Raw genomic sequence first — 26158 nt, forward strand, 5'->3', positions numbered from 1 at the left:
AGCGCTGTAATGGACTTCAGCTTCGACCTGAAACGCACCGCTCACGCGTCCGCGTGGCGTCTGTTGCCCAATGGCTGGGACTTCGTTGCGTTCCCGCTGATCATCTGCGTGATCGCGATGGCCGCGATCGGCTTTCACCAGACGCTCGCGCCGATGTCGACGCTGAAGGCCCAGGTGATCTCGCTCGACCCGTCGCATCTGCCCGAGTACGCGATGCGCACGACGCTGCGCATGCTCGCGGCGATCGTCGCCTCGCTGGTGTTCACGCTGGCGTACGGCACGCTCGCGGCGAAGAGCCGCCGCGCGGGGCTCGTGCTGGTGCCGATTCTGGACATCCTGCAGTCGGTGCCGGTGCTCGGCTACATCTCGTTCACGGTGACGTTCTTTCTCGCGCTGTTTCCGGGGCGCGTGCTCGGCGCGGAGCTTGCGGCGATCTTCGCGATCTTCACGAGCCAGGCGTGGAACATGACGTTCAGCTTCTACCAGTCGCTGCGCACGGTGCCGCGCGATCTGGACGAAGTCTCGCGCGGCTTTCACCTGACCGGCTGGCAGCGTTTCTGGAAGCTGGAGGTGCCGTTCTCGATGCCGGGCCTGATCTGGAACACGATGATGTCGATGTCGGGGGGCTGGTTCTTCGTGGTGGCGTCCGAGGCGATCACGGTCGGCAACAACACGATCACGCTGCCGGGGATCGGGGCGTATCTGGCGCAGGCGATTGCCGGGCGCAACCTGCACGCGGTCGGCTGGGTGATTCTCGCGATGACGGTGGTGATTCTCGCGTACGACCAGCTGCTGTTCCGTCCGCTCGTCGCGTGGGCCGACAAGTTCCGCATGGAGACGACGAGTTCGGGCAATGCGCCGGAGTCGTGGCTGCTCGACCTGATCCGCCGCACGCGGCTCATTCACCGGCTGCTGGTGCCGCTCGGCTGGGTGTTCGCCCGCGCGGCGCGGGTGCCGATGCGGCTGCCGGCGCCGCGCGGCATCCGGTTCGAGCTGCCGGGGCGCGGCAAGGCGTCGCGCGTGGGCGATATCGTCTGGGGCGTGCTGGTGCTGCTGCTGACCGCCTATGTGGTGTACCGGGTGGTGGCCTACGTGCGCACCGGGGTGACGCTCGACGAGGTCGGCCACGTGTTCGTGCTCGGGTTCATCACGCTCGTGCGGGTGGTGGTGCTGATCGCGCTGTCCTCGCTGGTGTGGGTGCCGGTGGGGGTGCTGATCGGGCTGCGTCCGGCGCTGGCCGAGAAGATCCAGCCGCTTGCGCAGTTTCTGGCGGCGTTTCCGGCGAACCTGCTGTTTCCGGTGTTCGTGATCGTGATCGTGCGGTTTCACCTGAACCCGGACATCTGGCTGTCGCCGCTGATCGTGCTGGGCACGCAGTGGTACATCCTGTTCAACGTGATCGCGGGGGCGAGCGCCTATCCGAACGATTACCGGGAGGCGGCGACGAACTTCGGGATCCGCGGCTGGCAGTGGTGGCGCAAGGCGATGCTGCCGGGGATTTTTCCGTACTACGTGACGGGGGCGATCACCGCGTCGGGGGGCGCGTGGAACGCGAGCATCGTGGCGGAGTTCGTGCAGTGGGGCGACACGAAGGTGGAGGCGCATGGGCTGGGCGCGTATATCGCGCAGACGACGGCGGCGGGGGATTTTCCGAAGATCATCCTCGGCATTGCGGTGATGTCGCTGTTCGTGACGCTGTTCAACCGCCTGTTGTGGCGACCGATGTATGCCTATGCCGAATCCCGGCTGCGGCTCGACTGAGAGTAAAAGCGATGCTAAATCCGAAAATCGTATCCGCCGATCTGCCGCACACGCCGGCGCCGGCGCCGGCGCCGCGTTCCGGCGCGGAGGTGCTGCGCGTCACCGACGTGAGCCGCGGCTTCAACAAGAACCAGGGCGAACTGCTGGTGCTCGACGGCGTGAACCTGTCGCTGCGCGAGGGCGAGATCGTCGGCATGCTGGGCCGTTCGGGCTCGGGCAAGTCGACGCTGCTGCGCATCATCGCCGGGCTGATCCGGCCGACCGGCGGCGACGTGACCTATCTCGGCAAGCCGCTGGACGGCCCGGCCAAGGGGGTCGCGATGGTGTTCCAGACCTTCGCGCTGTTTCCGTGGCTCACGGTGCTGCAAAACGTGGAGGCGGGACTGGAGGCGCAGGGCGTGGGCGCGCGCGAGCGGCGCGAGCGGGCGCTCGCGGCGATCGACCTGATCGGTCTGGACGGCTTTGAAAATGCCTATCCGCGCGAGCTGTCGGGCGGCATGCGCCAGCGCGTGGGATTTGCGCGCGCGCTGGTGGTGGATCCGACGCTGCTGCTGATGGACGAGCCGTTCTCGGCGCTGGACGTGCTGACGGCCGAGACGCTGCGCACGGACCTGCTGGACCTGTGGACGCAGGGGCGCATGCCGATCAGGTCGGTGCTGATCGTGACGCATAACATCGAGGAAGCGGTGTTCATGTGCGACCGGATTCTGGTGCTGTCGTCGAATCCGGGGCGGGTGCTGGCGGAGATCAAGGTGCCGTTCGCGCATCCGCGCAACCGGCTGGATCCGGCGTTTCGCCGGCTGGTGGACGAGATCTACGCGAAGATGACGGCGCGCCGTCCCGACGAGACCGCGAAGAAGGGGCTCGAACTGGGCAGCTGGCTGCCGCACGTGTCGACCAACCTGATGGCGGGTCTGATCGAGACGCTCGCGGCCGCGCCGTACCACGGCCGTGCGGACATGCCGGAAATCGCGCGCTCGCTGCATCTGGAGGTGGACGACCTGTTTCCGGTGGCCGAAGTGCTGCAGCATCTGGGGTTCGCCGAGGTGCGCGAGGGCGATATCCTGCTCACGCCGCCGGCGCGGGTGTTCGCGGAGTTCGGCACGCAGGAGCGCAAGATGATGTTCGCCGAGCATCTGCTGCGGCTCGTGCCGCTCGCGGCGCGGATCAAGAAGGTGCTCAACGAGCGTCCGGGGCATCGCGCGCCGCGCGTGCGCTTCGAGCAGGAGCTCGAAGACTTCCTGTCGGACAGCGCGGCCGAGGAAACGCTCGACGCGGTGATCAACTGGGGCCGCTACGGCGAGATCTTCTCGTACAACGACCAGACCGAGCTGTTCAGCCTGGAAGACGTCGAGGCGTGAACGGAGCCGCCGCCGCGCCGGCAGACGGGTGCGGCGTGCGGCGCGCGCCGCTCAGACCGGGTCGGCGGCGATGGCCCAGTCGACCGCGGCGCGCGCGTGCAGCGCCGTCGTATCGTAGACGGGCAGCGACGCATGCTCCGGCCTGATCAGCAGCGTGATCTCGGTGCAGCCGAGGATCACTGCCTGGGCGCCGCGCGCCGCGAGGCCGTCGATGGCGCGCTGATAGACGCGGCGCGCGTCGTCCCGTATCACGCCGTGACACAGTTCTTCGTAGATGATCCGATGGATCGCCGCGCGCGCATCGTCGTCGGGCGTCAGCGTATCGAGTCCGTAGCGTTCGTGCAGGCGCGCGCTGTAGAACGGCTGCTCCATCGTATAGCGGGTGCCGAGCAGGCCGACGCGCGTCACGCCGTCCGCGCGCAGCGCCGCGCCGGTCGGATCGGCGATGTGCAGGAACGGGATCGCGAGCGCCTGCTCGATCGCGTCGCAGACCCGGTGCATCGTATTGGTCGCGAGGATCACGAGGTCCGCGCCGCCGCGCTCGAGCTGACGCGCGGCCGCCGCCATCCGCGCGCCGAGCGCGGGCCAGTCGCCGGCGCGCTGCAGCGCTTCGATCGCCGCGAAGTCGACGCTCAGCAGCAGGCTGCGCGCATTGTGATGGCCGCCCAGACGCGCCTTCGCGTGGTGGTTCAGCAGCCGGTAATACTCGGCAGACGATTCCCAGCTCATGCCGCCGATCACGCCGATGGTCTTCATCCCGCTTCCCTTTGCCGGTGTCGGGCGCGGCCGGTGGCGCCCGCTGACTGAGTATAGGGGGCGCGGTGCGCGGCGCGCCGGTACGGCGCGGCCGTCGCCCGCCGATACGGCGACGGCGGGCGGCCCGATACAGCCACCTTGATAAAGGCACTGTGTTTTTGTACAGTGCGGGTACCTGAGTCAGAAGGTGTACCCGTGTCCGCGGCTGTGCCGTTTGCGTTGCCCGTGCGCAAGATCATCCATTGCGACTGCGACTGCTTCTATGCATCGGTCGAGATGCGCGACGACCCGTCGCTGCGCGGCCGTCCGCTGGCGGTCGGCGGTCGTCCCGACCAGCGCGGCGTGATCGCCACCTGCAACTACGAGGCGCGCCGCTTCGGCGTGCATTCGGCGATGTCGTCGGCGCTCGCCCTGCGCAAATGCCCCGAGTTGCTGATCCTGCCGTCGGCGATGGAAAAATACCGGGTCGCGTCGCGTCAGATCATGGCGATTTACCGCGACTACACCGCCGCGGTCGAGCCGCTGTCGCTCGACGAAGCTTATCTCGACGTCACCGGCACGACGCGCTGCAAGGGCAGCGCCACGCTGATCGCAACGGAAATCCGCGAGCGCGTGCGCGCGACGGTCGGCGTGACGGTGTCGGCGGGCGTTGCGCCGAACAAGTTCATCGCGAAGATCGCATCCGACTGGAACAAGCCCGATGGCCTGTACGTCGTGCGCCCGCACGAGACCGATGCATTCGTCGCCGCGCTGCCGGTGCGCAAGATCTTCGGCGTCGGCAAGGTGACCGCGGCGAAGCTGGAACGGCTCGGCGTGACGACCTGCGCGCAATTGCGCACATGGCCGCTCGTCGATCTGCATCGGCAGTTCGGCGTGTTCGGCACGCGGCTCCATGAACTGGCGCGCGGCATCGACGAGCGGCCGGTACGGGCTGATCGCGAGCGCAAGTCGATCAGCGTGGAAACGACCTACGTCACCGATCTCGACACGCTCGACGCGTGCGCGGCGCAACTGCGCGAACTCGCCGCGCAGCTCGACGGGCGGATTGCGCGCGCGGGCGCGGCGGCGCTCGTGCGCAAGCTGTTCGTGAAGATCCGCTTTGCCGATTTTCAGCGCACGACGGTCGAGTGTGTCGGCGAGACGCCCGACGTGCCGACGCTGCTCGCGCTACTCGAAAAAGGCTTCGCGCGCCGCGACCGCGCGGTGCGCCTGCTCGGCGTCGGCGTGCGGCTCGAACAGGACGCGGGGGCGCTCGAAGGGCAGTTCGCGCTATTCGATGAAGCGACGGACGACGCTTCGACGGACGAAAGCCCGGCGGCGCACGCAGACGGGCCGCGCTGAAGCCCGTGCCGATGCCGGGGCCCGTTTCCGCCCGCTTGTGCGTTGCTGTGCGGTGACCGGTGCGATCGCCAGTACGGCCACCGGCGGCGAGGCGACAAGCCGACAAGCCGACAAGCCGACAAGCCGACAAGCCGACAAGCCGACAAGCCGACAAGCCGACAAGCCGACAAGCCGACAAGCCGACAAGCCGACAAGCCGACAAGCCGACAAGCCGACAAGCCGCACCCGGTTGCTCACTGCCTTTGTAGTGCCGATAGAATCGACCTCAGCCCAAGGAGCGAGTCATGGACCTGATCATCCGTCGCGCGCGTTTGCCGCGCAGCGAATCGCAACACGCGTCGCTGGTCGATATCGGCATCGATGCGGCGCGCATCGTCGCCGTCGAGCCGCATCTGGCCGCGCAGGCGCCGCAGGAAATCGACGCGGCCGGCCGGCTGGTCGCGCCGCCGTTCGTCGATCCGCACTTTCACATGGACGCGACGCTGTCCTACGGCCTGCCGCGCGTCAATGCATCCGGCACGCTGCTCGAAGGCATTGCGCTGTGGGGCGAACTCAAGCCGCAGCTGACCCAGGACGCGCTCGTCGAGCGCGCGCTGCAGTATTGCGACTGGGCTGTGGCGCGCGGCCTGCTGGCGATTCGCAGTCACGTCGACGTCTGCGATCCGCGCCTGCTCGCGGTCGACGCACTGCTCGACGTGAAGCGCCGCGTCGCGCCGTATCTGGACCTGCAGCTTGTCGCGTTTCCGCAGGACGGCCTGCTGCGCAGCCCTGGCGCGTTCGATAACCTGAAGCGGGCCATCGCACGGGGCGTCGACGTGGTGGGCGGGATTCCGCACTTCGAGCGCACGATGGCCGAGGGCGCCGAGTCGGTCCGCCTGCTGTGCGAATTCGCCGCGCAGCAGGGGCTGCGCGTCGACATGCACTGCGACGAATCGGACGATCCGCTGTCGCGCCACATCGAGACGCTCGCCGCGCAGACGCACCGGCTCGGGCTGCATGGCCGCGTGGCGGGCTCGCATCTGACGTCGATGCACTCGATGGACAACTACTACGCGAGCAAGCTGCTGCCGCTGATGCGCGAGTCCGGCGTCGCCGCGATCGCGAATCCGCTGATCAACATCACGCTGCAGGGCCGCAGCGACACGTATCCGAAGCGGCGAGGGATGACGCGCGTGCCGGAAATGATGGCGGCCGGCATCACAGTCGCGTTCGGCCACGACTGCGTGATGGATCCGTGGTACAGCCTCGGCTCGGGCGATATGCTGGAGGTCGCGCACATGGGCTTGCACGTCGCGCAGATGACGGGCATCGACGCGATGCACGCCTGCTTCGATGCGGTGACGGTGAACGCGGCGCGCATTCTCGGGCTCGACGGCTATGGGCTTGCGCCCGGCTGTGCCGCCGATTGCGTGCTGCTCGACGCGCGCGATCCGGTCGAGGCGATCCGCCTGCGCGCCGCGCGCCTCGCGGTGATCCGGCGCGGCAAGGTGGTCGCGCGTTCGCCGGCCGCGTGCGCGACGCTCGCGCTCGACGGGCGGCCGGCACAGGTCGATTTCCGGCTGCAGCGCGGCTAGCGGGTAATGCGCGCCGGCGCGCGCCGGGGCTCACTGGTGCACGCTGGCGCGTATTGAGGCGTATTGAGGCGTATCCGCGCGCGGAAGCGCCCGCCCCGGGTGCCGCCCGCTTGGCACGGGCCGCCCGCCGGAGATTGCGCCGCCGCTCGCGCGCTCAGCGCGGCGCCGCCTGTGACGCGGGCGTCATGCCGCTGTGGCGCAGCAGTGCGTCGATGCTCGGCTCGCGGCCGCGGAACGCCTTGAACGACTCCATCGCGGGCCGGCTGCCGCCCACTTCGAGAATTTCCTGGCGATAGCGCGTGCCGGTGGCCGCATCGAGCACGCTGCCGCCGGCCGCCTCGGCCGCTTCCTCGAACGCCGCATAGGCATCGGCCGACAGCACTTCGGCCCATTTGTAGCTGTAGTAGCCCGCGGCGTAGCCGCCCGCGAAAATGTGGCTGAACGTATTCGGCCAGCGCGAGAACGACGCCTGCGGCACCACGTGGAAGCGTTCGTTGATTTCGCGCGCGAGCGCATTGGCGCTGAGCGGGCCGCTCGGATCGAAGTCGGTGTGCAGCTTGATGTCGAACATCGAAAACACGATCTGGCGCAGCGTCGCGAGGCCGCTCTGGAAATTCTTCGCGGCGAGCATCTTGTCGAACAGCGCGCGCGGCAGCGGCGCACCGGTCTCGACGTGCGAACTCATGTCCTTCAGCACGTCCCATTCCCAGCAGAAGTTCTCCATGAACTGCGACGGCAGCTCGACCGCGTCCCATTCGACGCCGTTGATGCCCGACACCGCCAGTTCGTCGACGCGGGTGAGCATGTGGTGCACGCCGTGACCGAACTCATGGAACAGCGTGATCACCTCGTCGTGCGTGAAGCAGGCCGGCTTGCCGCCGACCGGCGCGGAGAAATTGCAGGTCAGATAGGCGACCGGCGTCTGCACGCCGCCGTGCGCGAGGCGGTGACGCGAGCGCGCATCGTCCATCCACGCGCCGCCGCGTTTGCCTTCGCGCGCATACAGGTCGAGGTAGAACTGCGCGACAAGCCCGCCGTCCTGGTTCTCGACGCGGAAAAAACGCACGTCCGGATGCCACACAGCCGCTTCGTCGCGGCGAATCGCGACGCCGAACAGCGTCTCGGCTACCTTGAAGAGTCCCCTGAGCACCGCGTCTTCCGGGAAATACTGCTTGACCTCGTTCTCCGAGAACGCGTAGCGCTGCTGGCGCAGCCGCTCGGCGGCGAAGGTCATGTCCCACGGCTGCAGTTCGTCGAGACCGAGTTCCTGCGCGGCGAACGCGCGCAACGCCTGCCAGTCCTGTTCGGCATGCGGCCGGGCGCGGGTGGCGAGGTCTTCGAGGAAAGCGATCACCTGTTGCGGCGATTCCGCCATCTTCGGCGCGAGCGACACCTCGGCGAAGTTGCGGTAGCCGAGCATCTGCGCTTCCTCGGCGCGCAGCTGGAGCTGCTCGGCGAGGTTCGCGGTGTTGTCCCATTCGGCCTTGCCGTCGCCATACGCGCTGCCGAGCTCCGACGCGCGCGTGACGTACGCGCGGTACATCGCCTCGCGCATCGCGCGATTTTCCGCGTATTGCATGACCGGGAAGTACGACGGGAAATGCAGCGTGAACTTCCAGCCCTGCTCGCCGTCGCGCTCGGCGGCTTCGGCCGCGGCGGCGATCACGTCCTCCGGCAGACCGGCGAGTTGCGCGTGGTCCTCGACCCGGTAAGCGTAAGCGTTGGTCGCATCGAGCACGTGATCCGAGAAGGCTTTCGAGCGTGTCGCCTGACGCTCCTGCAACGCGGCGAAACGCGGCTTCTGCGCTTCGGGCAGCTCCGCGCCGGACAGCCGGAAATCGCGCAGCGCGTTGTGCAGGATCTTCTGGCGCTCGCCGGTGAGCGACGTGAAGTCCTCGCTCGCGGCGATCGCCTTGTACTTCTCGAACAGCGCGAGATTCTGGCCGACGCTGGTCCAGAACTCCGTCACGCGCGGCAGGTTGTCGCTGTAGACCGCGCGCAGCTCGGGCGTATCGGCGACCGCGTTCAGATGGCCGATCACGCCCCAGGCGCGCGACAGCGGTTCGGTGGCACGCTCGACCGGATCGATCACGTCGGCCCACGACGCCGGCGTGACCGGTGCGCTCGCACGCGCGACGGCCGCGCTCGCGTCCGCGAGCAGGCGATCGAGCGCAGGGGTGACATGTTCGGGGCGGATCTCGCCAAAGCGCGGCAGGTCGGAGAAATCGAGGAGAGGATTGTCGTGTGCCGGTTGAGTAGGGGACATGGGGCTTCCTGTCTGACGCGGTTGAAGGGGGAGCGCGGCGAGGCGGCGCCCGGTTCGGTGACGGCTGCGATGTGCTGACTGTGATTATTGGGGCGGTGTGCCCCGATTCCAATCGGTGCATGCACAAATTATCAGAAGCCGGCGCGCGGCGTGCGGCGCCGGATAGTCGCGCCAGATGCGCCCGGGGGGGGAACGGGCGGCGGCAATCGCGCGGCCGCCGCCGTTGCGTGCGACAGCGAACGGTCGGCTGCGCCGCGCCGCGCGATGCTGGGGGCTCGACGCCGCGCGGACCGTGGCGGCGCGCGCCGCTCCGGGGGGACCGAGATGAATCCGCTTTCGCATGCGCTTTCGCGCAACGGCAACAATTTCGACCTCGTGCGTCTGCTGGCGGCGATGGCCGTCGTGTATGGGCATTCGTATATCCTGCAGCAGCCCGACGGCAGCACCGACTGGGTCAGCGGCGCGCTCGGCTTCGACGGTTTCGGCGCGTTCGGCGTCTACGCGTTTTTCCTGCTGAGCGGGATGCTCGTGACCGCGAGCTTCGACCGGCAGCGCTCGGCGCCGCGCTTCGTCGCGCTGCGCATCGCGCGGATCTGGCCGGCGGTGGCGGGGGGCTCGCTGGTCTCGGTGTTCGTGCTCGGACCGCTGTTCACGACGCTGCCGCTGCACGCGTATTTCAGCGCGGGCGCGACGTGGGCGAATCTCGACAATTTCTCGACGATCGTGCTGAAACACGGCTGGGCGCTGCCCGGCGTGTTCGAGCACAACCGCTTCGGTCACGACATTTGCGCGCCGCTCTGGACGCTGCCCATCGAGGTGCGCTGTTATGCAATCGTGCTGGTCTGCGGGCTCGCCGGGCTGCTGTCGAACCGCTGGGGTATCCTCGCGGCCGCCGCGCTCGGCGGGCTCGCGTTCGTGGTGCGGGTGCACGCGCCGCATCTGGAGATCGGCTGGCGCGATTTCTCGGTGAAATCGGGGGGCTACTCGTTCTGGCCGGAGCCGTTTTTCTTCGTCGGCATGGTGCTGTACGGATGGCGCGCGCACGTGGTGATTCACGGCGTCGTCGCGCTGGGCCTGCTGATGGTGTTTCTGGTGTTTCGCGATACCGCCGCCGCGCAGCCGCTCTTCTATCTCGCGTTCGTGTACGGCGTACTGTGGATCGGCACGACGCCGCTTGTGCGCCGCTTCGTGCCGAAGAGCGATTACTCGTACGGCATCTACCTATACGGCTTCATGATGCAGCAGGTCGTCGCCTGTGTCGCGCCGCAGCTGAATCATCAGACTGCGGCGCTGGTGGCGGCGCCGTTCATCGTGCTGTGTGCCGCGCTGTCGTGGCACGGGATCGAGCGGCCCGTGCTGCAGTGGTGCCGCCGGCGTCTTGCGCCGGCACATCCGGCGGCTGGCGTCGGCCTGGCGGGCGGCGGCGCGGCACGGTGACGGTGCGGCAGCGGCGCGAGCTATCGAATGAACGCGTTGAACGTGACGAGTGCGAAGTGGCCGCGCGGTGCGGGCCGCCGCACGCTCACGCGAGCGCGGCGGCGCGCTCGGCGGCTTCGATCGTGTTGACGAGCAGCATCGTGATCGTCATCGGGCCGACCCCGCCCGGCACCGGCGTGATATGGCCGGCGACGTCCTTGACGGCGGCGAAATCGACGTCGCCGCACAGCTTGCCTGCGTCGTCGCGATTCATGCCGACGTCGATCACCGTCGCGCCCGGCTTCACCATGTCGGCGCGCAGCAGGTTGCGCCTGCCGGTCGCGGCAACGACGATGTCGGCCGCGCGCGTATGCGCGGCAAGGTCGCGCGTCTTGCTATGGCACACCGTGACGGTCGCCCCTGCTTCGATGAGCAGTAGCGCCATCGGCTTGCCGACGATGTTCGAGCGGCCGATCACCACCGCATTCGCGCCGCTCAGATTGATCCCGTAGGCCTCGAACATCTTCATCACGCCGTATGGCGTGCAGGGGCGGAACAGCGGCTTGCCGGTCATCAGCGCGCCGGCGTTGGCGACGTGAAAGCCGTCCACGTCCTTGTCCGGCGCGATCGCCTCGATCACCTTGTGGCTGTCGATATGCGCGGGCAACGGCAGTTGGACCAGGATGCCGTGGATGCGCGGATCGCGGTTCAGTTCGTCGATGCGCGCCAGCAGCGCTGCTTCGGCGAGCGTGGCCGGATAGCGGTCGTAGGACGAGAACAGGCCGTTGTCTTCGCACGCTTTCACCTTGTTGCGCACGTAGACTTCGCTCGCGGGGTTGTCGCCGACCAGCACCACGGCAAGGCCGGGCCGGTGGCCGCGGGCGGCGAGCGCAGCGGCGCGCGCGGCGACATCGGCGCGCAGGGTCTTGGAGAGGGCGTTGCCGTCAATCAGTTGGGCAGTCATGGTCGGTCGAGAATGGGCAGTTCGTCATGCGGGGCAAGGCGGCGCGCACCGCGAGGCGGCGCTCTTCGATGGCGTTTCGTGACAGGAAGCGGTCGGCTCCGGCAACGCGCGGGGCGCGCGAAAAGCGTTGCAATGAAGTGGGCCATTATACCGTTGCGCGCCTGGGCGCTTGCCGCATCATCGTTGCAGGCGCGGCGCGCAGCGTGTGCCGTAGCGTGTGCGGCAGCGGGAGACCGCGGCCTGCGCGGACCGCGCAGGCCCGTCTTGAACGCGCGGCCGGCGCGCGCCGGATCGCGGCCCGCGAGCGCAGTTCACCCTGTGGCGCGCGGCTGACGGCGGGGACACCGGCGCAGGCAACTTCGCGGCTAACTTCGCCGCTAACCGCGCCGCTTACTGCGTGGTCTGCGGCTTGTTCGACAGCGCGAGCCGGAGCAGATCGGCCACGGTGTTGACGTTCAGCTTTTCCATGATGTTCGCGCGATGCGCCTCGACCGTCTTGATGCTGATGCCGAGATCGTCCGCGATCTGCTTGTTCAGGCGGCCCGCGATGATGCGTTCGAGCACCTGGTGTTCGCGCGCGGTCAGCTTGCCGAGCCGCTCGGCCGCCGCCCGCTGCTGCTGCACGCTGGAGCTCTCGCTGCGCGCCTTGTCGAGCATGCGCTCGACGAGCTTGCGCAGCTCCGCCTCGTCGAATGGCTTTTCGATGAAGTCCATCGCGCCTTTTTTCATCGTCGATACGGCCATCGGCACGTCGCCGTGTCCCGTCACGAAGATGATCGGCAGCAGCGCGTTGTCCGCGATCAGGCGTTCCTGCAGTTCGAGCCCGCTCATCCCCGACATCCGCACATCGAGGATCAGGCATGCGATCTGACCCGGATGCGTGTGCGGCTGCCATACCTCGAGGAACTGTTCGGCGCTGGAGAAGCACTGCACACGGTAGCCGTTCGCTTCCAGCAGCCAGCGCAGCGAATCGCGCACGGCCTCGTCGTCGTCGACGACAAAGACAGTTTCCTGTGTGGTGACTGGGCTGTTCATAGCTCTCCCGTAACGGTTTGTGGTGTCGGCGCCTCGGACCCGCCGTTGCTCGGGCCGTCCGGCTCCCCTAGAGGCAGACTGCAATGGAACGTGGCGCCCGTGATGTGGCCGTCGGCTTCGACGTTATTCACCACCCACAGACGGCCCCGATGCGACTCGATGATCGAGCGGCAGATATTCAGCCCCATGCCCATGCCGTCGGACTTGGTGCTGTAAAACGGTTCGAACAGACGCTCGGCGGTGGCCTCGTCGACCCCCGGACCCTGGTCGATCACGCTGATGCACACGAAGCCGGCGTCGAGCCGCACGACCACGCGGATCACCGGATCGACCGCGTCCGGCCGCGCGTCGTGCATCGCTTCGGCGCCGTTCTTCAGCAGGTTCACGAGCACCTGCTCGATCAGCACCGGGTCGACGTAGATCACCGGCAGGCGCGAGCGCAGGTCCGTGACGATGCGGATGCGCCGCTTGCGCGTTTCGATCTCGGCGAGCCCGACCGCATCCGCGACGATGTCGGCGACGCGCGTGGCCTGGCGTTTCGGCTCGCTGCGCTTCACGAACTCGCGGATCCGCTTGATGATCATGCCGGCGCGCACCGCCTGCTGGGCGGTCTTTTCGAGCACCGGCAGCAGGTTATCGGGCGTGGTGCGCCCCGACTTGACCAGCGCGACGGCGCCCGAGCAATAGTTGTTGATCGCGGCGAGCGGCTGGTTCAGCTCGTGCGCGAGCGACGAGGCCATCTCCCCCATCGTCATCAGGCGGCTCGTGAACTGCAGCTTTTCGTCCTGCTGGCGGGCAAGCTCCTGGGCCTTCTTGCGCGTCGTGATGTCGGTGGCGATCTGCATCTGCGCGAGGTGCCCGTCGACCCACTGGATGTACTGGCGACGCACCTCGAACCACTTCTGGATGCTCTGCACGTAGATTTCCTGCGCGTCCGCGGTGCTTTCGGTGAGCGCGGCCGCGGGCAGCCCGGCGTACGCGTCGACCATGTCGATCGAGTCCGACGACGCCTGCGCGCTGTCGAAGCCGCCGCCGGCAAGTTCGAGATGCCCGTCCGGACGGATGCCGAACAGATGCCGGTAGTAGCGGTTCGCGAACAGCAGCTCCGCTTCGTCGGCGGCGAGCACCGACACGGCGGCGTCGAGGCTCTCCAGCACCGTGGTGAAGCGCTCGTGCGCGGCGGCGAGTTCCTCGCGCGCGCGCTTGGGCTCGGTGATGTCGGTCATCGACGACATCCAGCCGGTCTGCCGCCCCGAGCTGTCGATGAGCGGCGACACGTAAAGCCGCGCGTGGAACGTCGAGCTGTCCTTGCGGCGCACGCGCAGCTCGAACCCGGACGACGGCGCCTTGCCGCGCAGCGTCATGTCGAGCTGGCGCTGCATCTCCGGGTAGGCGTCGCGCGGCCAGTACGGGAACGGCGCGCTCTTGCCGACGAGGTCGCTCTCGTCCCAGCCGGTCATCCGGCAGAACGCGGGGTTCACGTGCGTGATGCGGCCGTGCATGTCGAGCACGCGCATGCCGATCAGCACCGAGTTTTCCATTGCGCGGCGAAAGAACGCTTCGGCGTAAAGCGCCTGCTGCGCCTCGAAGCGCTGGCGCGTGTGCTTCCACAGGCTCCACAGGCTCCACAGCACGAAGCACGACAGCCCCGCGACCAGCCAGACGAGCGTGTTGTTCGTGAAGTTCGTGATCTGCGGGTACGCGTACACGCGCACCGACACGCCCTGGCCCGGCGGGTCGAGCGGCAGGTCGTAGAACGCGTCGCGCGGCAGCCGCGGGCGCGTCGACGTGGTCGCGAGCTCGCGGTTGTTCTGGTCGATGATCGAGATCTTGTACTTGGCCGACAGCTCGGGCGGGATGTCGTGCTTCAGGATGCCTTCGACCGAGAAGACCGCAGCGATCGTGCCGAGGAAGTCGCGGTCGCGGTAGATCGGCGTCTGCAGCGTCAGGTAGCCGTTGCCGAGGTCGTCGTAGATGAGCGGCGAGTACACCTGGCGGCGCGAGTTGCGCGCGTCGGCGAAGGCGGCGCGCACCGCCTCGTCCATCTGCGCGTCGCTCGGGCGCGCGAGGCGCTGCCCGAACACCGGCAGCGGCGTGTCCGGCCAGCGCGGCTGCTGCGCGGGGGTGTACCAGTTCATGTAGAGAATCTCGGGATGTCCCTGCATGACGTCGGTGGTGGCGCTCTGGAACGAGTGCGGGTCTTCGTGGCCGGCGGCGATGTCGCGCGCGAGCGCCGAGATCTGCTCCTGCGCGCCCGTCATCGACAGGCGGATCTGCTGCTGCGCCCACGCGACGTTGCGGTACAGCGTGTCTTCCTGCTGCTGCTGCTCGCGCCGGTTCAGGCTCCACAGGATCAGGCTCATGACGACCAGGAATACGAGGATCGACAGGAGCGGCGTAAGCAGATACGAGTTGGACCACCATGGTCCATGGTGCCAGCGGGACGGCGACGGGTCCGCTGGCGTTCCGGACGGCCGCGCCGAGCGTGCGAAAAGCCGTTCGGTCAACATGGCTCGCATTGTAGCGCAGCGGCTCGCCGGCAATTGACGCAAAAAAGCGCGGAAGCTGGCGTCAACCGGAGCAAACTGGGCGTTGCATTCGCGTAAGGGCGGTGAAATCTGGGTGCGCTGCAACAAATTTTCGCATTGTGAGAATCTATCTCGCGATTCGAAAAATTGGTTGCGCGGACGATCGCAGCCTTATTACAATCGGGCCGAAGCTGCCGCGGCTCACCTCATCCGCGTCGTCTGTCCACACAGCGTTCCCCATATCCAGGAGACGAGCATGTCCGCTGTACCCGATGAAGTCTTGAAATATGTCGCCGCCGAGAAAGACGACGATCCGCAGGAAACCGCCGAATGGCTCGAGGCGCTCGACGGCGTCATCTCCGCAGTCGGCCCCGACCGCGCGCACTACCTGATCGAAAAGCAGATCGAATTTGCCCGCGTGCACGGCGAGCACCTGCCGTTCTCGGCCAACACGCCCTACATCAACACGATTCCGGTCGCAAACCAGGCGCAAAACCCCGGCGACCAGGACATCGAGCACCGGATCCGCTCGTACACCCGCTGGAATGCGATGGCGATGGTGCTGCGCGCCGGCAAGGACACCAACGTCGGCGGCCATATCGCGTCGTTTGCGTCGGCCGCGACGCTCTATGACGTCGGCTACAACCACTTCTGGCACGCGGCGTCGGACCAGCACGGCGGCGACCTCGTGTTCGTGCAGGGCCATTCGTCGCCCGGCGTCTACGCGCGCGCGTTCCTGCTCGGCCGGCTGTCCGACCGGCAGCTCGACAACTTCCGCCAGGAAGTCGGCGGCGAGGGCATCTCGTCGTACCCGCACCCGTGGCTGATGCCGGATTTCTGGCAGTTCCCGACCGTGTCGATGGGCCTCGGCCCGATCATGGCGATCTACCAGGCGCGCTTCATGAAGTACCTGCAGGCGCGCGGCATCGCGAAGACCGAAGGCCGCAAGGTGTGGGCATTTCTCGGCGACGGCGAGACGGACGAGCCGGAATCGCTCGGCGCGATCGGCATGGCCGGCCGCGAGCGGCTCGATAACCTCGTGTTCGTGATCAACTGCAACCTGCAGCGCCTCGACGGTCCGGTGCGCGGCAACGGCAAGATCATCCAGGAACTCGAAAGCGAGTTCCGCGGCGCCGGCTGGAATGTGATCAAGGTGATCTGGGGCAGCCGCTGGGACGCGCTGTTCGCGCGCGACAAGTCGGGTGCGCTGATGCGCCGGATGATGGAAGTGGTCGACGGCGAATACCAGACCTACAAGTCGGAGTCGGGCGCCTACGTGCGCGAGCATTTCTTCAATACGCCCGAGCTGAAGGCGCTCGTCGCGGACTGGTCCGACGACGAGATCTGGAACCTGAACCGCGGCGGCCACGATCCGCACAAGATCTACGCGGCGTTCCAGGCGGCGATGGATGCGAAGGGCCAGCCGACCGTGATCCTCGCGAAGACCATCAAGGGCTACGGGATGGGCGAGGCCGGCCAGGCGATGAACATCACCCACCAGCAGAAGAAGATGCAGGTGGATCAGCTGAAGAAGTTCCGCGACCAGTTCCGCCTGCCGATCTCCGACGACGAGATCGTCGACGTGCCGTACCTGACGTTCGAGGAAGGCTCGAAGGAGCTCGAGTACATGCGCCAGCGCCGCATGGACCTCGGCGGCTACCTGCCGGCGCGCCGCGAGAAGGCGCAGTCGCTGCCGGTGCCGGCGCTCGACGTGTTCGAGCCGCTGCTCAAGGGCACTGGCGAAGGCCGCGAAATCTCGACGACGATGGCGTTCGTGCGGATCCTGAACATCCTGCTGAAGGACAAGGCGCTCGGCAAGCGCGTCGTGCCGATCGTGCCGGACGAGTCGCGCACGTTCGGCATGGAAGGCCTGTTCCGCCAGATCGGCATCTGGAATCAGGACGGCCAGAAGTACGTGCCGGAAGATTCCGATCAACTGATGTTCTACAAGGAATCGGAAACCGGCCAGATCCTGCAGGAAGGGATCAACGAAGCCGGCGGCATGTCGGACTGGATCGCAGCCGCGACGTCGTATTCGACGCACGGCGAGATCATGATCCCGTTCTACATCTTCTATTCGATGTTCGGCTTCCAGCGCATCGGCGACCTCGCGTGGGCCGCGGGCGACATGCGCTCGCGCGGCTTCCTGCTCGGCGGCACCGCCGGCCGCACGACGCTCAACGGCGAAGGCCTGCAGCACGAAGACGGCCACTCGCTGCTGTGGGCGGCGTCCGTGCCGAACTGCGTGAGCTACGACCCGACCTTCGGCTACGAACTCGCGGTGATCATGCAGGACGGCCTGCGCCGGATGGTGCAGGAGCAGGAGGACGTGTACTACTACATCACGGTGATGAACGAGAACTACGAGCACCCGGCGATTCCGCAGGGCGAGCACGTGGCGGCCGACATCATCAAGGGCATGTACGCGTTCCGCAAGGCGGACGCCGACGCGAAGGCGCCGCGCGTGCAACTGCTCGGCGCGGGCACGATCTTCAATGAAGTGATCGCCGCCGCCGACCTGTTGAAGAACGACTGGGGCGTCGCCGCCGACCTGTGGAGCGTGCCGAGCTTCACCGAACTCGCGCGCGAAGGCCACGACGTCGAGCGCTGGAACCTGCTGCACCCGACCGGGGAGCGCAAGCTCTCGCACGTGACCCGGCTGCTGCAGGACACGCAGGGTCCGGTGATCGCGTCGACCGACTACGTGCGCGCGCTCGCCGACCAGATCCGCGGACTCGTGCCGGGCCGCTTCGTGGTGCTCGGCACCGACGGCTACGGCCGCTCGGACACGCGCGAGCGGCTGCGCCACTTCTTCGAGGTCGATCGTTACTGGGTGACGGTGGCCGCGCTCAACGCGCTGGCCGACGAAGGCACGCTCGATCGCAAGGTCGTCGCCGACGCGCTGAAGAAGTACAACCTCGATCCCGCCAAACCCAACCCGATGACCGTCTAAGGCATCCTTCCCCGAGTGCCACGGCGCGCGCCGCCTCGTCCCGCTTGCGGGCGGGGCGGCGCGCGCGGCCCAGGAGACACGCACAATGAGTCAAACGATCGAAGTCAAGGTGCCGGACATCGGCGATTACAAGGACATTCCTGTGATCGAGGTGCTGGTCAAGGCGGGTGATGCCGTCGAAAAGGAGCAGTCGCTCGTCACGCTGGAATCGGACAAGGCGACGATGGACGTGCCGAGTTCGGCCGCCGGCGTCGTGAAGGAAGTGAAGGTCAAGGTCGGCGATACGGTGTCCGAAGGCGCGCTGATCGTCGTGCTGGACGCGGCGCAAGGCGCCCCGGCTGCGCCGGCTGCCGCGCCCGCGGCGGCCCCCGCCGCGCCGGCCGCTGCCCCCGCGCCTGCCGCTGCCCCGGCAGCGGGCGGCGTGCAGGAAGTGAAAGTCCCGGACATCGGCGACTACAAGGACATTCCCGTGATCGAGATCGCGGTGAAGGTCGGCGATCGGGTCGAGAAAGAGCAGTCGCTGATCACGCTCGAATCGGACAAGGCGACGATGGACGTGCCGAGCTCGGCCGCCGGCGTCGTGAAGGAACTGAAGGTCAAGGTCGGCGATACGGTGTCCGAAGGTTCGGTGATCGTGCTGATCGAAACGGCGGGCGGCGGCGCCGCCGCCGCGTCGGCACCGGCGTCGAAGCCGGCGCCGGTCGAGAAGCCGTCGGACGCGCCGGCCGTGCCGAGCCCCGCGCCGGCCCAGCCGTCCGCGCTCGCGCAGGCGCCGGTGATTCCGGCGGGCGAGGGCGGTGCGCGCAAGCCGAGCCACGCGTCGCCGTCGGTGCGCCAGTTCGCGCGCGAACTGGGCGTGGACGTGTCGCGCGTGCGCGGCACCGGACCGAAGGGCCGCATCACGCAGCAAGACATCCAGAGCTTCGTGAAGGGCGTGATGACCGGCCAGCTGGCGGCGCCGGTCGCCGCGCCGGCCGCTGCGGCGGGCGGCGGCGAGCTGAACCTGCTGCCGTGGCCGAAGGTCGATTTCACGAAGTTCGGACCGGTCGAGCCGAAGCCGCTGTCGCGCATCAAGAAGATTTCCGGCGCGAACCTGCATCGCAACTGGGTGATGATCCCGCACGTCACGAACAACGACGAAGCGGACATCACCGAGCTCGAAGCACTGCGTGTGCAGCTGAACAAGGAGAACGAGAAGGCCGGCGTCAAGTTCACGATGCTCGCGTTCGTGATCAAGGCCTGCGTTGCCGCGCTGAAGAAATTCCCGACCTTCAACGCGAGCCTCGACGGCGACAATCTCGTCTTCAAGCAGTACTTCCACATCGGGTTTGCCGCCGACACGCCGAACGGCCTCGTCGTGCCGGTGATCCGCGACGCGGACAAGAAGGGGCTCGTCGAGATCGCGAAGGACATGACCGAGCTCTCGAAGCTCGCGCGCGACGGCAAGCTCAAGCCCGACCAGATGCAGGGCGGCTGCTTCTCGATCTCGTCGCTGGGCGGGATTGGCGGCACGCACTTCACGCCGATCATCAACGCGCCCGAGGTGGCGATCCTCGGCCTGTCGCGAAGCGCGATGAAGCCGGTCTGGGACGGCAAGCAGTTCGTGCCGCGTCTCACGCTGCCGATGTCGCTATCGTACGATCACCGCGTGATCGACGGGGCCGAGGCCGCGCGTTTCAACGCGTACCTCGCAGCGATCCTTGCCGATTTCCGGCGCGTTATTCTCTGATCGGCGGAGGCTGCCCGCGCCGCGCGCGTCCGTGACCACGGACCGCGCGCGTCGTCGCGGCAGCCGCTGATCGCTCCAACAGGGGACACCATGAGTCTCGTCGAAGTGAAAGTGCCGGACATCGGCGACTTCAAGGACATCGACGTCATCGAAGTCAGCATCAAGCCGGGCGACGCGATCGAGAAAGAGCAGACGCTGATCTCGCTCGAGTCGGACAAGGCCACGATGGAAGTGCCGAGCGATGTGGCCGGCACCGTGAAGGAAGTGAAAGTGAAGCCGGGCGACAAGGTGTCGCAGGGCACGGTGATCGCGCTCGTCGAGGCGTCGGCAGGCGCGGCCGCACAGCCCGCCCCGGCGGCAGCCCCGGCACCGGCCGCCGCGCCGGCTTCGGCACCCGCGGCGCGCAGCGCCGCACCGGCTGCCGGCAGCTTCTCGGGCAGCGCCGATATCGAATGCGACATGCTCGTGCTCGGCGCCGGTCCCGGCGGCTACTCGGCGGCGTTCCGCTCGGCCGATCTCGGGATGAAAACCGTGCTGGTCGAGCGTTATGCGACGCTCGGCGGCGTGTGTCTGAACGTCGGCTGCATTCCGTCGAAGGCGCTGCTGCACACCGCGCTCGTGGTCGACGAGGCGGCCGCGCTCGCCTCGCACGGCATCTCGTTCGGCAAGCCGCAGATCGATCTCGACCGCCTGCGCGAGTTCAAGTCGGGTGTCGTGAAGAAGCTGACGGGCGGGCTCGCCGGCATGGCGAAGGCGCGCAAGGTCGAGGTGGTGACCGGCGTCGGCAGCTTCGTCGATCCGCATCATATGGAAGTGCAGGGCGAAGGCGGCAAGAAAGTCGTGCGGTTCAGGCAGGCGATCATCGCCGCGGGTTCGCAGGCCGTGAAGCTGCCGTTCATCCCCGAGGATCCGCGCGTGGTCGACTCGACCGGCGCGCTCGAACTGCGCCAGATTCCGCAGCGCATGCTGGTGATCGGCGGCGGCATCATCGGCCTTGAAATGGCGACCGTCTACTCGACGCTCGGCGCGCAGATCGATGTCGTCGAAATGCTCGACGGCCTGATGGCCGGCGCGGACCGCGACCTCGTGAAGGTCTGGGAGAAGTACAACGCGAAGCGCTTCGCGAACGTGATGCTGAAGACGAAGACCACGAAGGCCGAAGCGAAGGACGACGGCATCTACGTGACGTTCGAGGGCGAGAAGGCGCCGGCGGAACCGCAGCGTTACGATCTCGTGCTGGTCGCCGTGGGCCGCAGCCCGAACGGCAAGAAGATCGGCGCCGAGAAGGCGGGCGTCGCGGTGACGGAGCGCGGCTTCATCGAGGTCGACAAGCAGATGCGCACGAATGTGCCGCACATCTTCGCGATCGGCGACGTCGTCGGGCAGCCGATGCTCGCGCACAAGGCCGTGCACGAAGGCCACGTGGCGGCCGAGGCTGCGCATGGCGAGAAGGCGTACTTCGACGCGCTGCAGATTCCGTCGGTGGCGTACACGGATCCTGAAGTCGCATGGGCCGGCAAGACCGAGGAGCAGTGCAAGGCCGAGGGCATCAAGTACGGCAAGGCAGTGTTCCCGTGGGCCGCATCGGGTCGCGCGATCGCGAATGGTCGCGACGAGGGCTTCACGAAGCTGATCTTCGACGAAGAGACGCACCGCGTGATCGGCGGCGGCATCGTCGGTCTGAATGCCGGCGATCTGATCAGCGAAGTCTGTCTCGCGGTCGAAATGGGTGCGGACGCAACCGATATCGGCAAGACGATCCATCCGCACCCGACGCTCGGCGAATCGGTCGGGATGGCCGCCGAGCTGTATGAAGGCGTCTGTACCGATCTGCCGCCGCAGAAAAAGAAGTAACCGGCAGGGCGTTCGCGCGTCTCGCGCGGACGCCCGATGCCGTGCGCTGTCAACAGGCGCTGCCAATAGAAAAACGGCGCGTTCCGGATGGAACGCGCCGTTTCTTGTTGGGGCGTGCGACGCATCACACGATGCATCGCCGCGACGCGGCGCCCATGGCGCCGCTGCCGCGTCAGACTGCCTTCTTGGCCGAGCGCGAAGCTTGCGCAGCCGCTTGCGAAGCAGCCTTCGACGCGGCTGCAGCGGCTGCGTTGAAGTTGCTCTCCGCGAGTTCGACCGCCTGCTTGGTCGCCTTGTGAACCGTTTCGTACGTGGTGTTCGCGGCAGTGATGGCCGACTTGATCACGGCGACCGCGGTTTCCGAACCGGCGGGGGCGTTCTTCGCAACGTTGTCGACGAGCGACTGCACCTTGCGGTTCTGCTCGTCGTACTGCGCTTCCGCGACGCGCGCGAACTCGGCTTGCGTGGCCGACAGGATTTCATACACGTGACGGCCGTACGACAGCGCCTTTTCCGACGCCGGCTGCGCGAGGCCTGCCTGCAGCGAGAAGAATTCCTGCGCGTCTTTCACCGACAGCGCGCGCTGGGCGGCTTCCTGGCTTTCCGCGAGCGTCGACTTCACGACTTGCAGATTCAGTTCGACCAGCTTTTCGACGCCTTCGAATGCCTTGGTCGTCAGACCGAACAGCGTCTCGAGGTTGGCCTTCTGGGCGGCGGTGATTTGCTCAGGGGTCAGCAGAGTCATATTTACGCTCCTGGATGACGGACTGTCTGGCGCAGGCCGTGTTGGGTTAATAGCAATACAAGCTGGCAATACAGGGGACAAGCGGGGCGATGCCGGAATATCTATTGTGCATCGCAACAATGTCTTCTATTTTAGGATGATGGCGGTGAATGTCAAGCACTTTTGACGCATCGCACAAATCAGACAATTGCACGTTAAAACAATATCTTATGAAGTGCTCATGACATATTCATGATGCATGCCGGAATGGCCAATGCACCGCGACAGGGCGGTAAATGTTGCATGCCTTGTCGCGCGCAGGGCCGGACTCCGGGTTACGCGCTCGACGCCGGCCACGCGTCATTAAATGGGGGCAAATAGATTCGATTGGCGTGAATTGCACCGATTTCCGCGCGCAACGCGCGATCCGATGTAAACCGGAACCCACGTCGGAACGTTAATGGCGGATTCCGGTCGAACGCCCGACCCCGCGGCGAGCCGCGCAGTGCGCGCCGTCCGTTGACTGCGGAGGGCGCCGCCGCAGGGGGCCGCTGGCTGCCCGGCCGCGTCCCGGTGCGCCGCGACCGTATTTCCCCTGATCAAGCTTGTGTTCCGATTGCCGTTATGCTTGTCAGATTGCGCAACCTGGGCACGAGCCCGCGCTTCGGCCGCACCGGCTACGCGTGCAGACCGAACGCTTTCACAAGCCTTGATGGCGCTCCGCAAACGGTTCTGACAAGCCGGTTTAAGGAGCGTCTATAAGTGCTTAATATTGCTAATTTTTCACGTTTTGCTACACTTGCATAAAACTTCCGCCGCCCCTGACCGAACACCAATGAAAACCGACATGTTCTTGTCGCTCAACGTGATTCCCGGCGTGACGCTTCGCACCGCTCTGTCGGTGGCGGCGTCGGTGGTCGTCGCGGCCGCATTTGCTGTGCCGCCCAATGCGTACGCCGAGACAGCCGACAATACCGCCACGCCGGTTCATCATCATCGTCCCCTTCGCAAAACCCGTATCGAGCGCAAGGAAACGCCGGCCAAAAAGCCGCGCGCGACGGTTGCCGCCCGTTCGCATCGGGTCGAGAAGCGGACGGTAGCCGCCGCGCCGCGTGAAGAGGAGCACAAGCGCCGCGTGTCGTACCGGATGTACGTGCATCACCGCGAGGTGGTGCGGCACGTCGCGTTCGAGCCGCGGGCCCCGCAGCCCTTCGGGTTGCGCGAGTCGCCATATGGCCTCGCGCTGCGCTCGAACGTCGCGCTCGTCGTCGACCAGAACACCGGCGAGACGCTGTTCGACAAGAATTCGCACGAAATCGTGCCGATCGCGTCGATTTCGAAGCTGATGACGGCCATGGTCGTGCTCGATTCGAAAGCGCCGCTCGACCAGATGATCACGGTCACGAACGACGACCGGGACTTCGTGAAGAACACCGGCTCGCGTCTTTCGGTCGGCTCGGTGCTGTCGCGCCGGGACATGCTCCATATTGCGCTGATGGCCTCGGAGAACCGCGCGGCGGCCGCACTGTCGCGCTACTTCCCGGGCGGGCGGCCCGCGTTCATCGCGGCGATGAACGCGAAGGCGAAGCAGCTTGGCATGCTCGACACGCACTTCATCAGCCCGTCGGGGCTGACGAGCGAGAACGTGTCCACCGCACGCGACCTCGTGAAGCTGGTCGATGCGGCTTACCAGTACCCGCTGATCCGCGAGTTCTCGACCGACAATCACAGCTACGAGGTCTTCCCGGGCCGCCGTCCGCTCGAATACAACAGCACGAACGCGCTGGTGCACAACCCGAGCTGGGACATCGGTCTGCAGAAGACCGGCTTCATCAACGAATCGGGTGAATGTCTCGTGATGCAGGCGACGATCAAGGGCAAGCCGGTCGTCATGGTGCTGCTCGATTCGATCGGCAAGTATTCGCGCTTTGCGGATGCCTCGCGCGTGCGCACGTGGCTCGATAACGGCGGCGACGAGCACATCACCAGTGCCGATGCAAGCGGCGCGGGTACCTGAGCGACGCGCCGTCCGGGGTCTCCGGGCGTCTCCATACGAAAAAGCCCCGCCGATGCGGGGCTTTTTACTGGGTAACCGGTCCCGCCGCACGCGGCGCCCGGACGTGACGGCGCGCCGCCGCAGGAAGCGAGGCGCCGCGGCCCGCCGCGCCTAGCCCTGCGGTGCGCTCTTGTTCGCGGCCGCCTGCGGCTGGTAGCCGAGCGATTGCGAGATCACGAGCGCGGTGCCCGTCAGCTGGCCGAGCCACGAATCCTGCAGCCGGTCGGCCGGCGCGGATAGCGACAGCCCGGCGACCAGCTTGCCGGTATCGTCGTAAATGCCGGCGGCGATGCAGCGCACCCCGAGCTCCAGCTCCTCGTTGTCGCGCGCGCACGCCTGCTGGCGCACGATATTCAGTTCGCGTTCGAGTTTCGTCAGGTCTGTGATGCTGTTCTGCGTATGGCCGGACAGGCCCGTGCGCGTCGCATAGGCGCGCACGCGGGTGGCCTCGTCGGCGGCGAGGAAGAGCTTGCCGACCGAAGTCAGATGCAGCGGCGCCCGTCCGCCGATCGCGCGCACGACCTGCATGCCGGAGCGCTCCGAGTACGCGCGCTCGATATACACGATTTCGTCGCCCTGGCGGACCGACAGATTCACCGTCTGGCCGGTCAGCCGGTGCAGTTCGCGCATCGGCGCAAGCGCCGCGTCGCGCACCGACAGGCGCGCCTTCACGAGGTTGCCGAGCTCCAGCAGCCGCATCCCGAGCCGGTACGTGCCGGGGTCGGAGCGGTCGACGAGGCGGCACGTGACCATGTCGTTCAGGATGCGGTGCGCGGTGGACGGGTGCAGCTCGGTGCGCAGCGCAAGCTCTTTCAGGCTGACCGGGTCGGTATGCGCGGCGAGGGCGTCCAGCAGCCGCATCATGCGCTCGATCACCTGGATCGAGGTCTTGGGATCCGGGTTGGTATCGCTCATGGGGGGAATCGTTCGACGCATCTGGCAACGGAGAGCCGATTGTATATCGTATTGTGAAAAAAGCGAACGCTGTTCGACGCCGCTTCGAGGCAGCATTCGAAACCGGGCGGCGGCGCGCCGGGCTGTCAGTCGCGCGGCGCGCGGGCATTGGTAATGTCGGACAAACAGCGGATAATCAGGGGCCGTTTTGCGGAGGAGCGCTATGCGAGTCGGTTTGTTCGTCACCTGCCTGATTGACCTGATGCGGCCCGAAATCGGTTTTTCGGCGCTCAAGCTGATCGAGCAGGCGGGTTTCGAGGTCGTCGTGCCGCCGGCGCAGACCTGTTGCGGACAGCCCGCGTACAACTCCGGCGAGCGCTGCCTCGCGCGCGACCTCGCGGAAAAGACGCTGCGCGAATTCGAACAGTTCGATTACATCGTCGTGCCGTCCGGTTCGTGCGGCGGGATGATCCGCGTGCACTACGGCGACCTGTTCGGCGACGACCCGGAACTGATGGCGCGCTTCGGCCGCGTGCGCGCGCGCGTCTACGAACTCACGGACTTTCTCGTCAACGTCGCGAAGATCGAACTCGCGCCCGGCGAGTTCCGCGGACCGGTCACCTATCACGACGCGTGCTCGGGCCTGCGCGAACTCGGCGTCAAGGCGCAGCCGCGCGCGCTGCTCGCGCAGGCGGGCGTCGCGCTGACCGAAATGAAGGATTGCGAGCACTGCTGCGGCTTTGGCGGCACCTTCGCGATCAAGTACGGCAACATCTCGACCGCGATCGTCGACGAGAAGTGCGCGAACATCGGCGCGAGCGGCGCGGGCGCCGTCGTGCTCGGCGACCTCGGCTGCATGCTCAATATCGAAGGGCGGCTGCGCCGCAACGGCGATACGGCCACGCGCGTGCTGCACATCGCCCAGGTGCTCGCCGGCGACGTCTGA

General features: G+C 67.0%; 17 protein-coding genes. 10 read left to right on the top strand and 7 right to left on the bottom strand.

Going from position 1 to position 26158, the window contains the following annotated elements; genetic code table 11:
- The first annotated feature begins 9 nt into the window (after positions 1–9).
- Positions 10–1761: an ABC transporter permease gene (locus AC3AP7_RS05290; protein WP_475764705.1), complete on the top strand. Its 1752-nt coding sequence runs from the start codon at positions 10–12 to the stop codon at positions 1759–1761.
- Positions 1762–1772: 11 nt separating this feature from the next.
- Positions 1773–3122, top strand: a complete 1350-nt coding sequence (locus AC3AP7_RS05295; protein ID WP_475764704.1) for an ABC transporter ATP-binding protein — start codon at positions 1773–1775, stop codon at positions 3120–3122.
- Between the two features lie 51 nt (positions 3123–3173).
- On the opposite strand, the gene AC3AP7_RS05300 is transcribed toward AC3AP7_RS05295, so the two are convergent.
- Positions 3174–3878: an aspartate/glutamate racemase family protein gene (locus AC3AP7_RS05300; protein WP_475764703.1), complete on the bottom strand. Its 705-nt coding sequence runs from the start codon at positions 3876–3878 to the stop codon at positions 3174–3176.
- 276 nt (positions 3879–4154) lie between these two features.
- On the opposite strand from AC3AP7_RS05300, the gene dinB reads away from it, so the two are divergent.
- Positions 4155–5219, top strand: coding sequence for a DNA polymerase IV (gene dinB, locus AC3AP7_RS05305; protein ID WP_475768067.1), 1065 nt, complete (start codon positions 4155–4157; stop codon positions 5217–5219).
- A 284-nt stretch (positions 5220–5503) separates the two neighbouring features.
- The gene (locus AC3AP7_RS05310) at positions 5504–6793 is read left to right on the top strand and encodes an amidohydrolase family protein (RefSeq protein ID WP_475764702.1); all 1290 of its coding nucleotides are present in this window, start codon (positions 5504–5506) and stop codon (positions 6791–6793) included.
- A 154-nt stretch (positions 6794–6947) separates the two neighbouring features.
- Here AC3AP7_RS05310 and AC3AP7_RS05315 read toward each other — a convergent pair whose 3' ends face one another.
- A complete protein-coding gene (locus AC3AP7_RS05315) occupies positions 6948–9059 on the bottom strand; it encodes a M3 family metallopeptidase (RefSeq protein WP_475764701.1) in 2112 nt (703 codons plus the stop codon).
- 324 nt (positions 9060–9383) lie between these two features.
- Here AC3AP7_RS05315 and AC3AP7_RS05320 point away from each other — a divergent pair, with 324 nt between their 5' ends.
- The gene (locus AC3AP7_RS05320) at positions 9384–10496 is read left to right on the top strand and encodes an acyltransferase family protein (RefSeq protein ID WP_475764700.1); all 1113 of its coding nucleotides are present in this window, start codon (positions 9384–9386) and stop codon (positions 10494–10496) included.
- 85 nt (positions 10497–10581) lie between these two features.
- On the opposite strand, the gene folD is transcribed toward AC3AP7_RS05320, so the two are convergent.
- The 3 genes from folD to fixL all read right to left on the bottom strand — a co-directional run bounded on the left by folD (position 10582) and on the right by fixL (position 14984).
- The gene (gene folD, locus AC3AP7_RS05325; protein WP_475764699.1) at positions 10582–11439 is read right to left on the bottom strand and encodes a bifunctional methylenetetrahydrofolate dehydrogenase/methenyltetrahydrofolate cyclohydrolase FolD; all 858 of its coding nucleotides are present in this window, start codon (positions 11437–11439) and stop codon (positions 10582–10584) included.
- Between the two features lie 390 nt (positions 11440–11829).
- On the bottom strand, positions 11830–12474 hold the full coding sequence (gene fixJ, locus AC3AP7_RS05330) for an oxygen response regulator transcription factor FixJ (protein WP_475764698.1): 645 nt from the start codon (positions 12472–12474) through the stop codon (positions 11830–11832).
- Positions 12471–14984 carry an oxygen sensor histidine kinase FixL gene (fixL, locus tag AC3AP7_RS05335; protein WP_475764697.1) on the bottom strand — a complete coding sequence of 838 codons (2514 nt, stop codon included), beginning with the start codon at positions 14982–14984 and terminating at the stop codon, positions 12471–12473. The genes fixJ and fixL overlap by 4 nt, the downstream gene beginning before the upstream one ends.
- 274 nt (positions 14985–15258) lie before the next feature.
- On the opposite strand from fixL, the gene aceE reads away from it, so the two are divergent.
- From aceE to lpdA, 3 genes are all read left to right on the top strand, one after another.
- A complete protein-coding gene (aceE, locus tag AC3AP7_RS05340; RefSeq protein ID WP_475764696.1) occupies positions 15259–17955 on the top strand; it encodes a pyruvate dehydrogenase (acetyl-transferring), homodimeric type in 2697 nt (898 codons plus the stop codon).
- An 85-nt stretch (positions 17956–18040) separates the two neighbouring features.
- Positions 18041–19684: a dihydrolipoyllysine-residue acetyltransferase gene (gene aceF / locus AC3AP7_RS05345; protein WP_475764695.1), complete on the top strand. Its 1644-nt coding sequence runs from the start codon at positions 18041–18043 to the stop codon at positions 19682–19684.
- Positions 19685–19774: 90 nt separating this feature from the next.
- A complete protein-coding gene (gene lpdA, locus AC3AP7_RS05350) occupies positions 19775–21538 on the top strand; it encodes a dihydrolipoyl dehydrogenase (RefSeq protein WP_475764694.1) in 1764 nt (587 codons plus the stop codon).
- Between the two features lie 172 nt (positions 21539–21710).
- On the opposite strand, the gene AC3AP7_RS05355 is transcribed toward lpdA, so the two are convergent.
- Complete coding sequence (locus tag AC3AP7_RS05355; protein WP_475764693.1) at positions 21711–22283, bottom strand: phasin family protein; 573 nt, start codon at positions 22281–22283, stop codon at positions 21711–21713.
- An 814-nt stretch (positions 22284–23097) separates the two neighbouring features.
- On the opposite strand from AC3AP7_RS05355, the gene pbpG reads away from it, so the two are divergent.
- Positions 23098–24279, top strand: coding sequence for a D-alanyl-D-alanine endopeptidase (gene pbpG / locus AC3AP7_RS05360; protein WP_475764692.1), 1182 nt, complete (start codon positions 23098–23100; stop codon positions 24277–24279).
- 150 nt (positions 24280–24429) lie between these two features.
- Here the strand turns inward: pbpG and AC3AP7_RS05365 are convergent, their stop codons facing one another.
- A complete protein-coding gene (locus AC3AP7_RS05365) occupies positions 24430–25233 on the bottom strand; it encodes an IclR family transcriptional regulator (protein ID WP_475764691.1) in 804 nt (267 codons plus the stop codon).
- Positions 25234–25435: 202 nt separating this feature from the next.
- On the opposite strand from AC3AP7_RS05365, the gene AC3AP7_RS05370 reads away from it, so the two are divergent.
- Positions 25436–26158 (top strand): (Fe-S)-binding protein, encoded by a 723-nt coding sequence (locus AC3AP7_RS05370; RefSeq protein ID WP_475764690.1) that lies wholly within the window; start codon positions 25436–25438, stop codon positions 26156–26158.

Source organism: Paraburkholderia sp. PAMB 6770 (assembly GCF_057748135.1).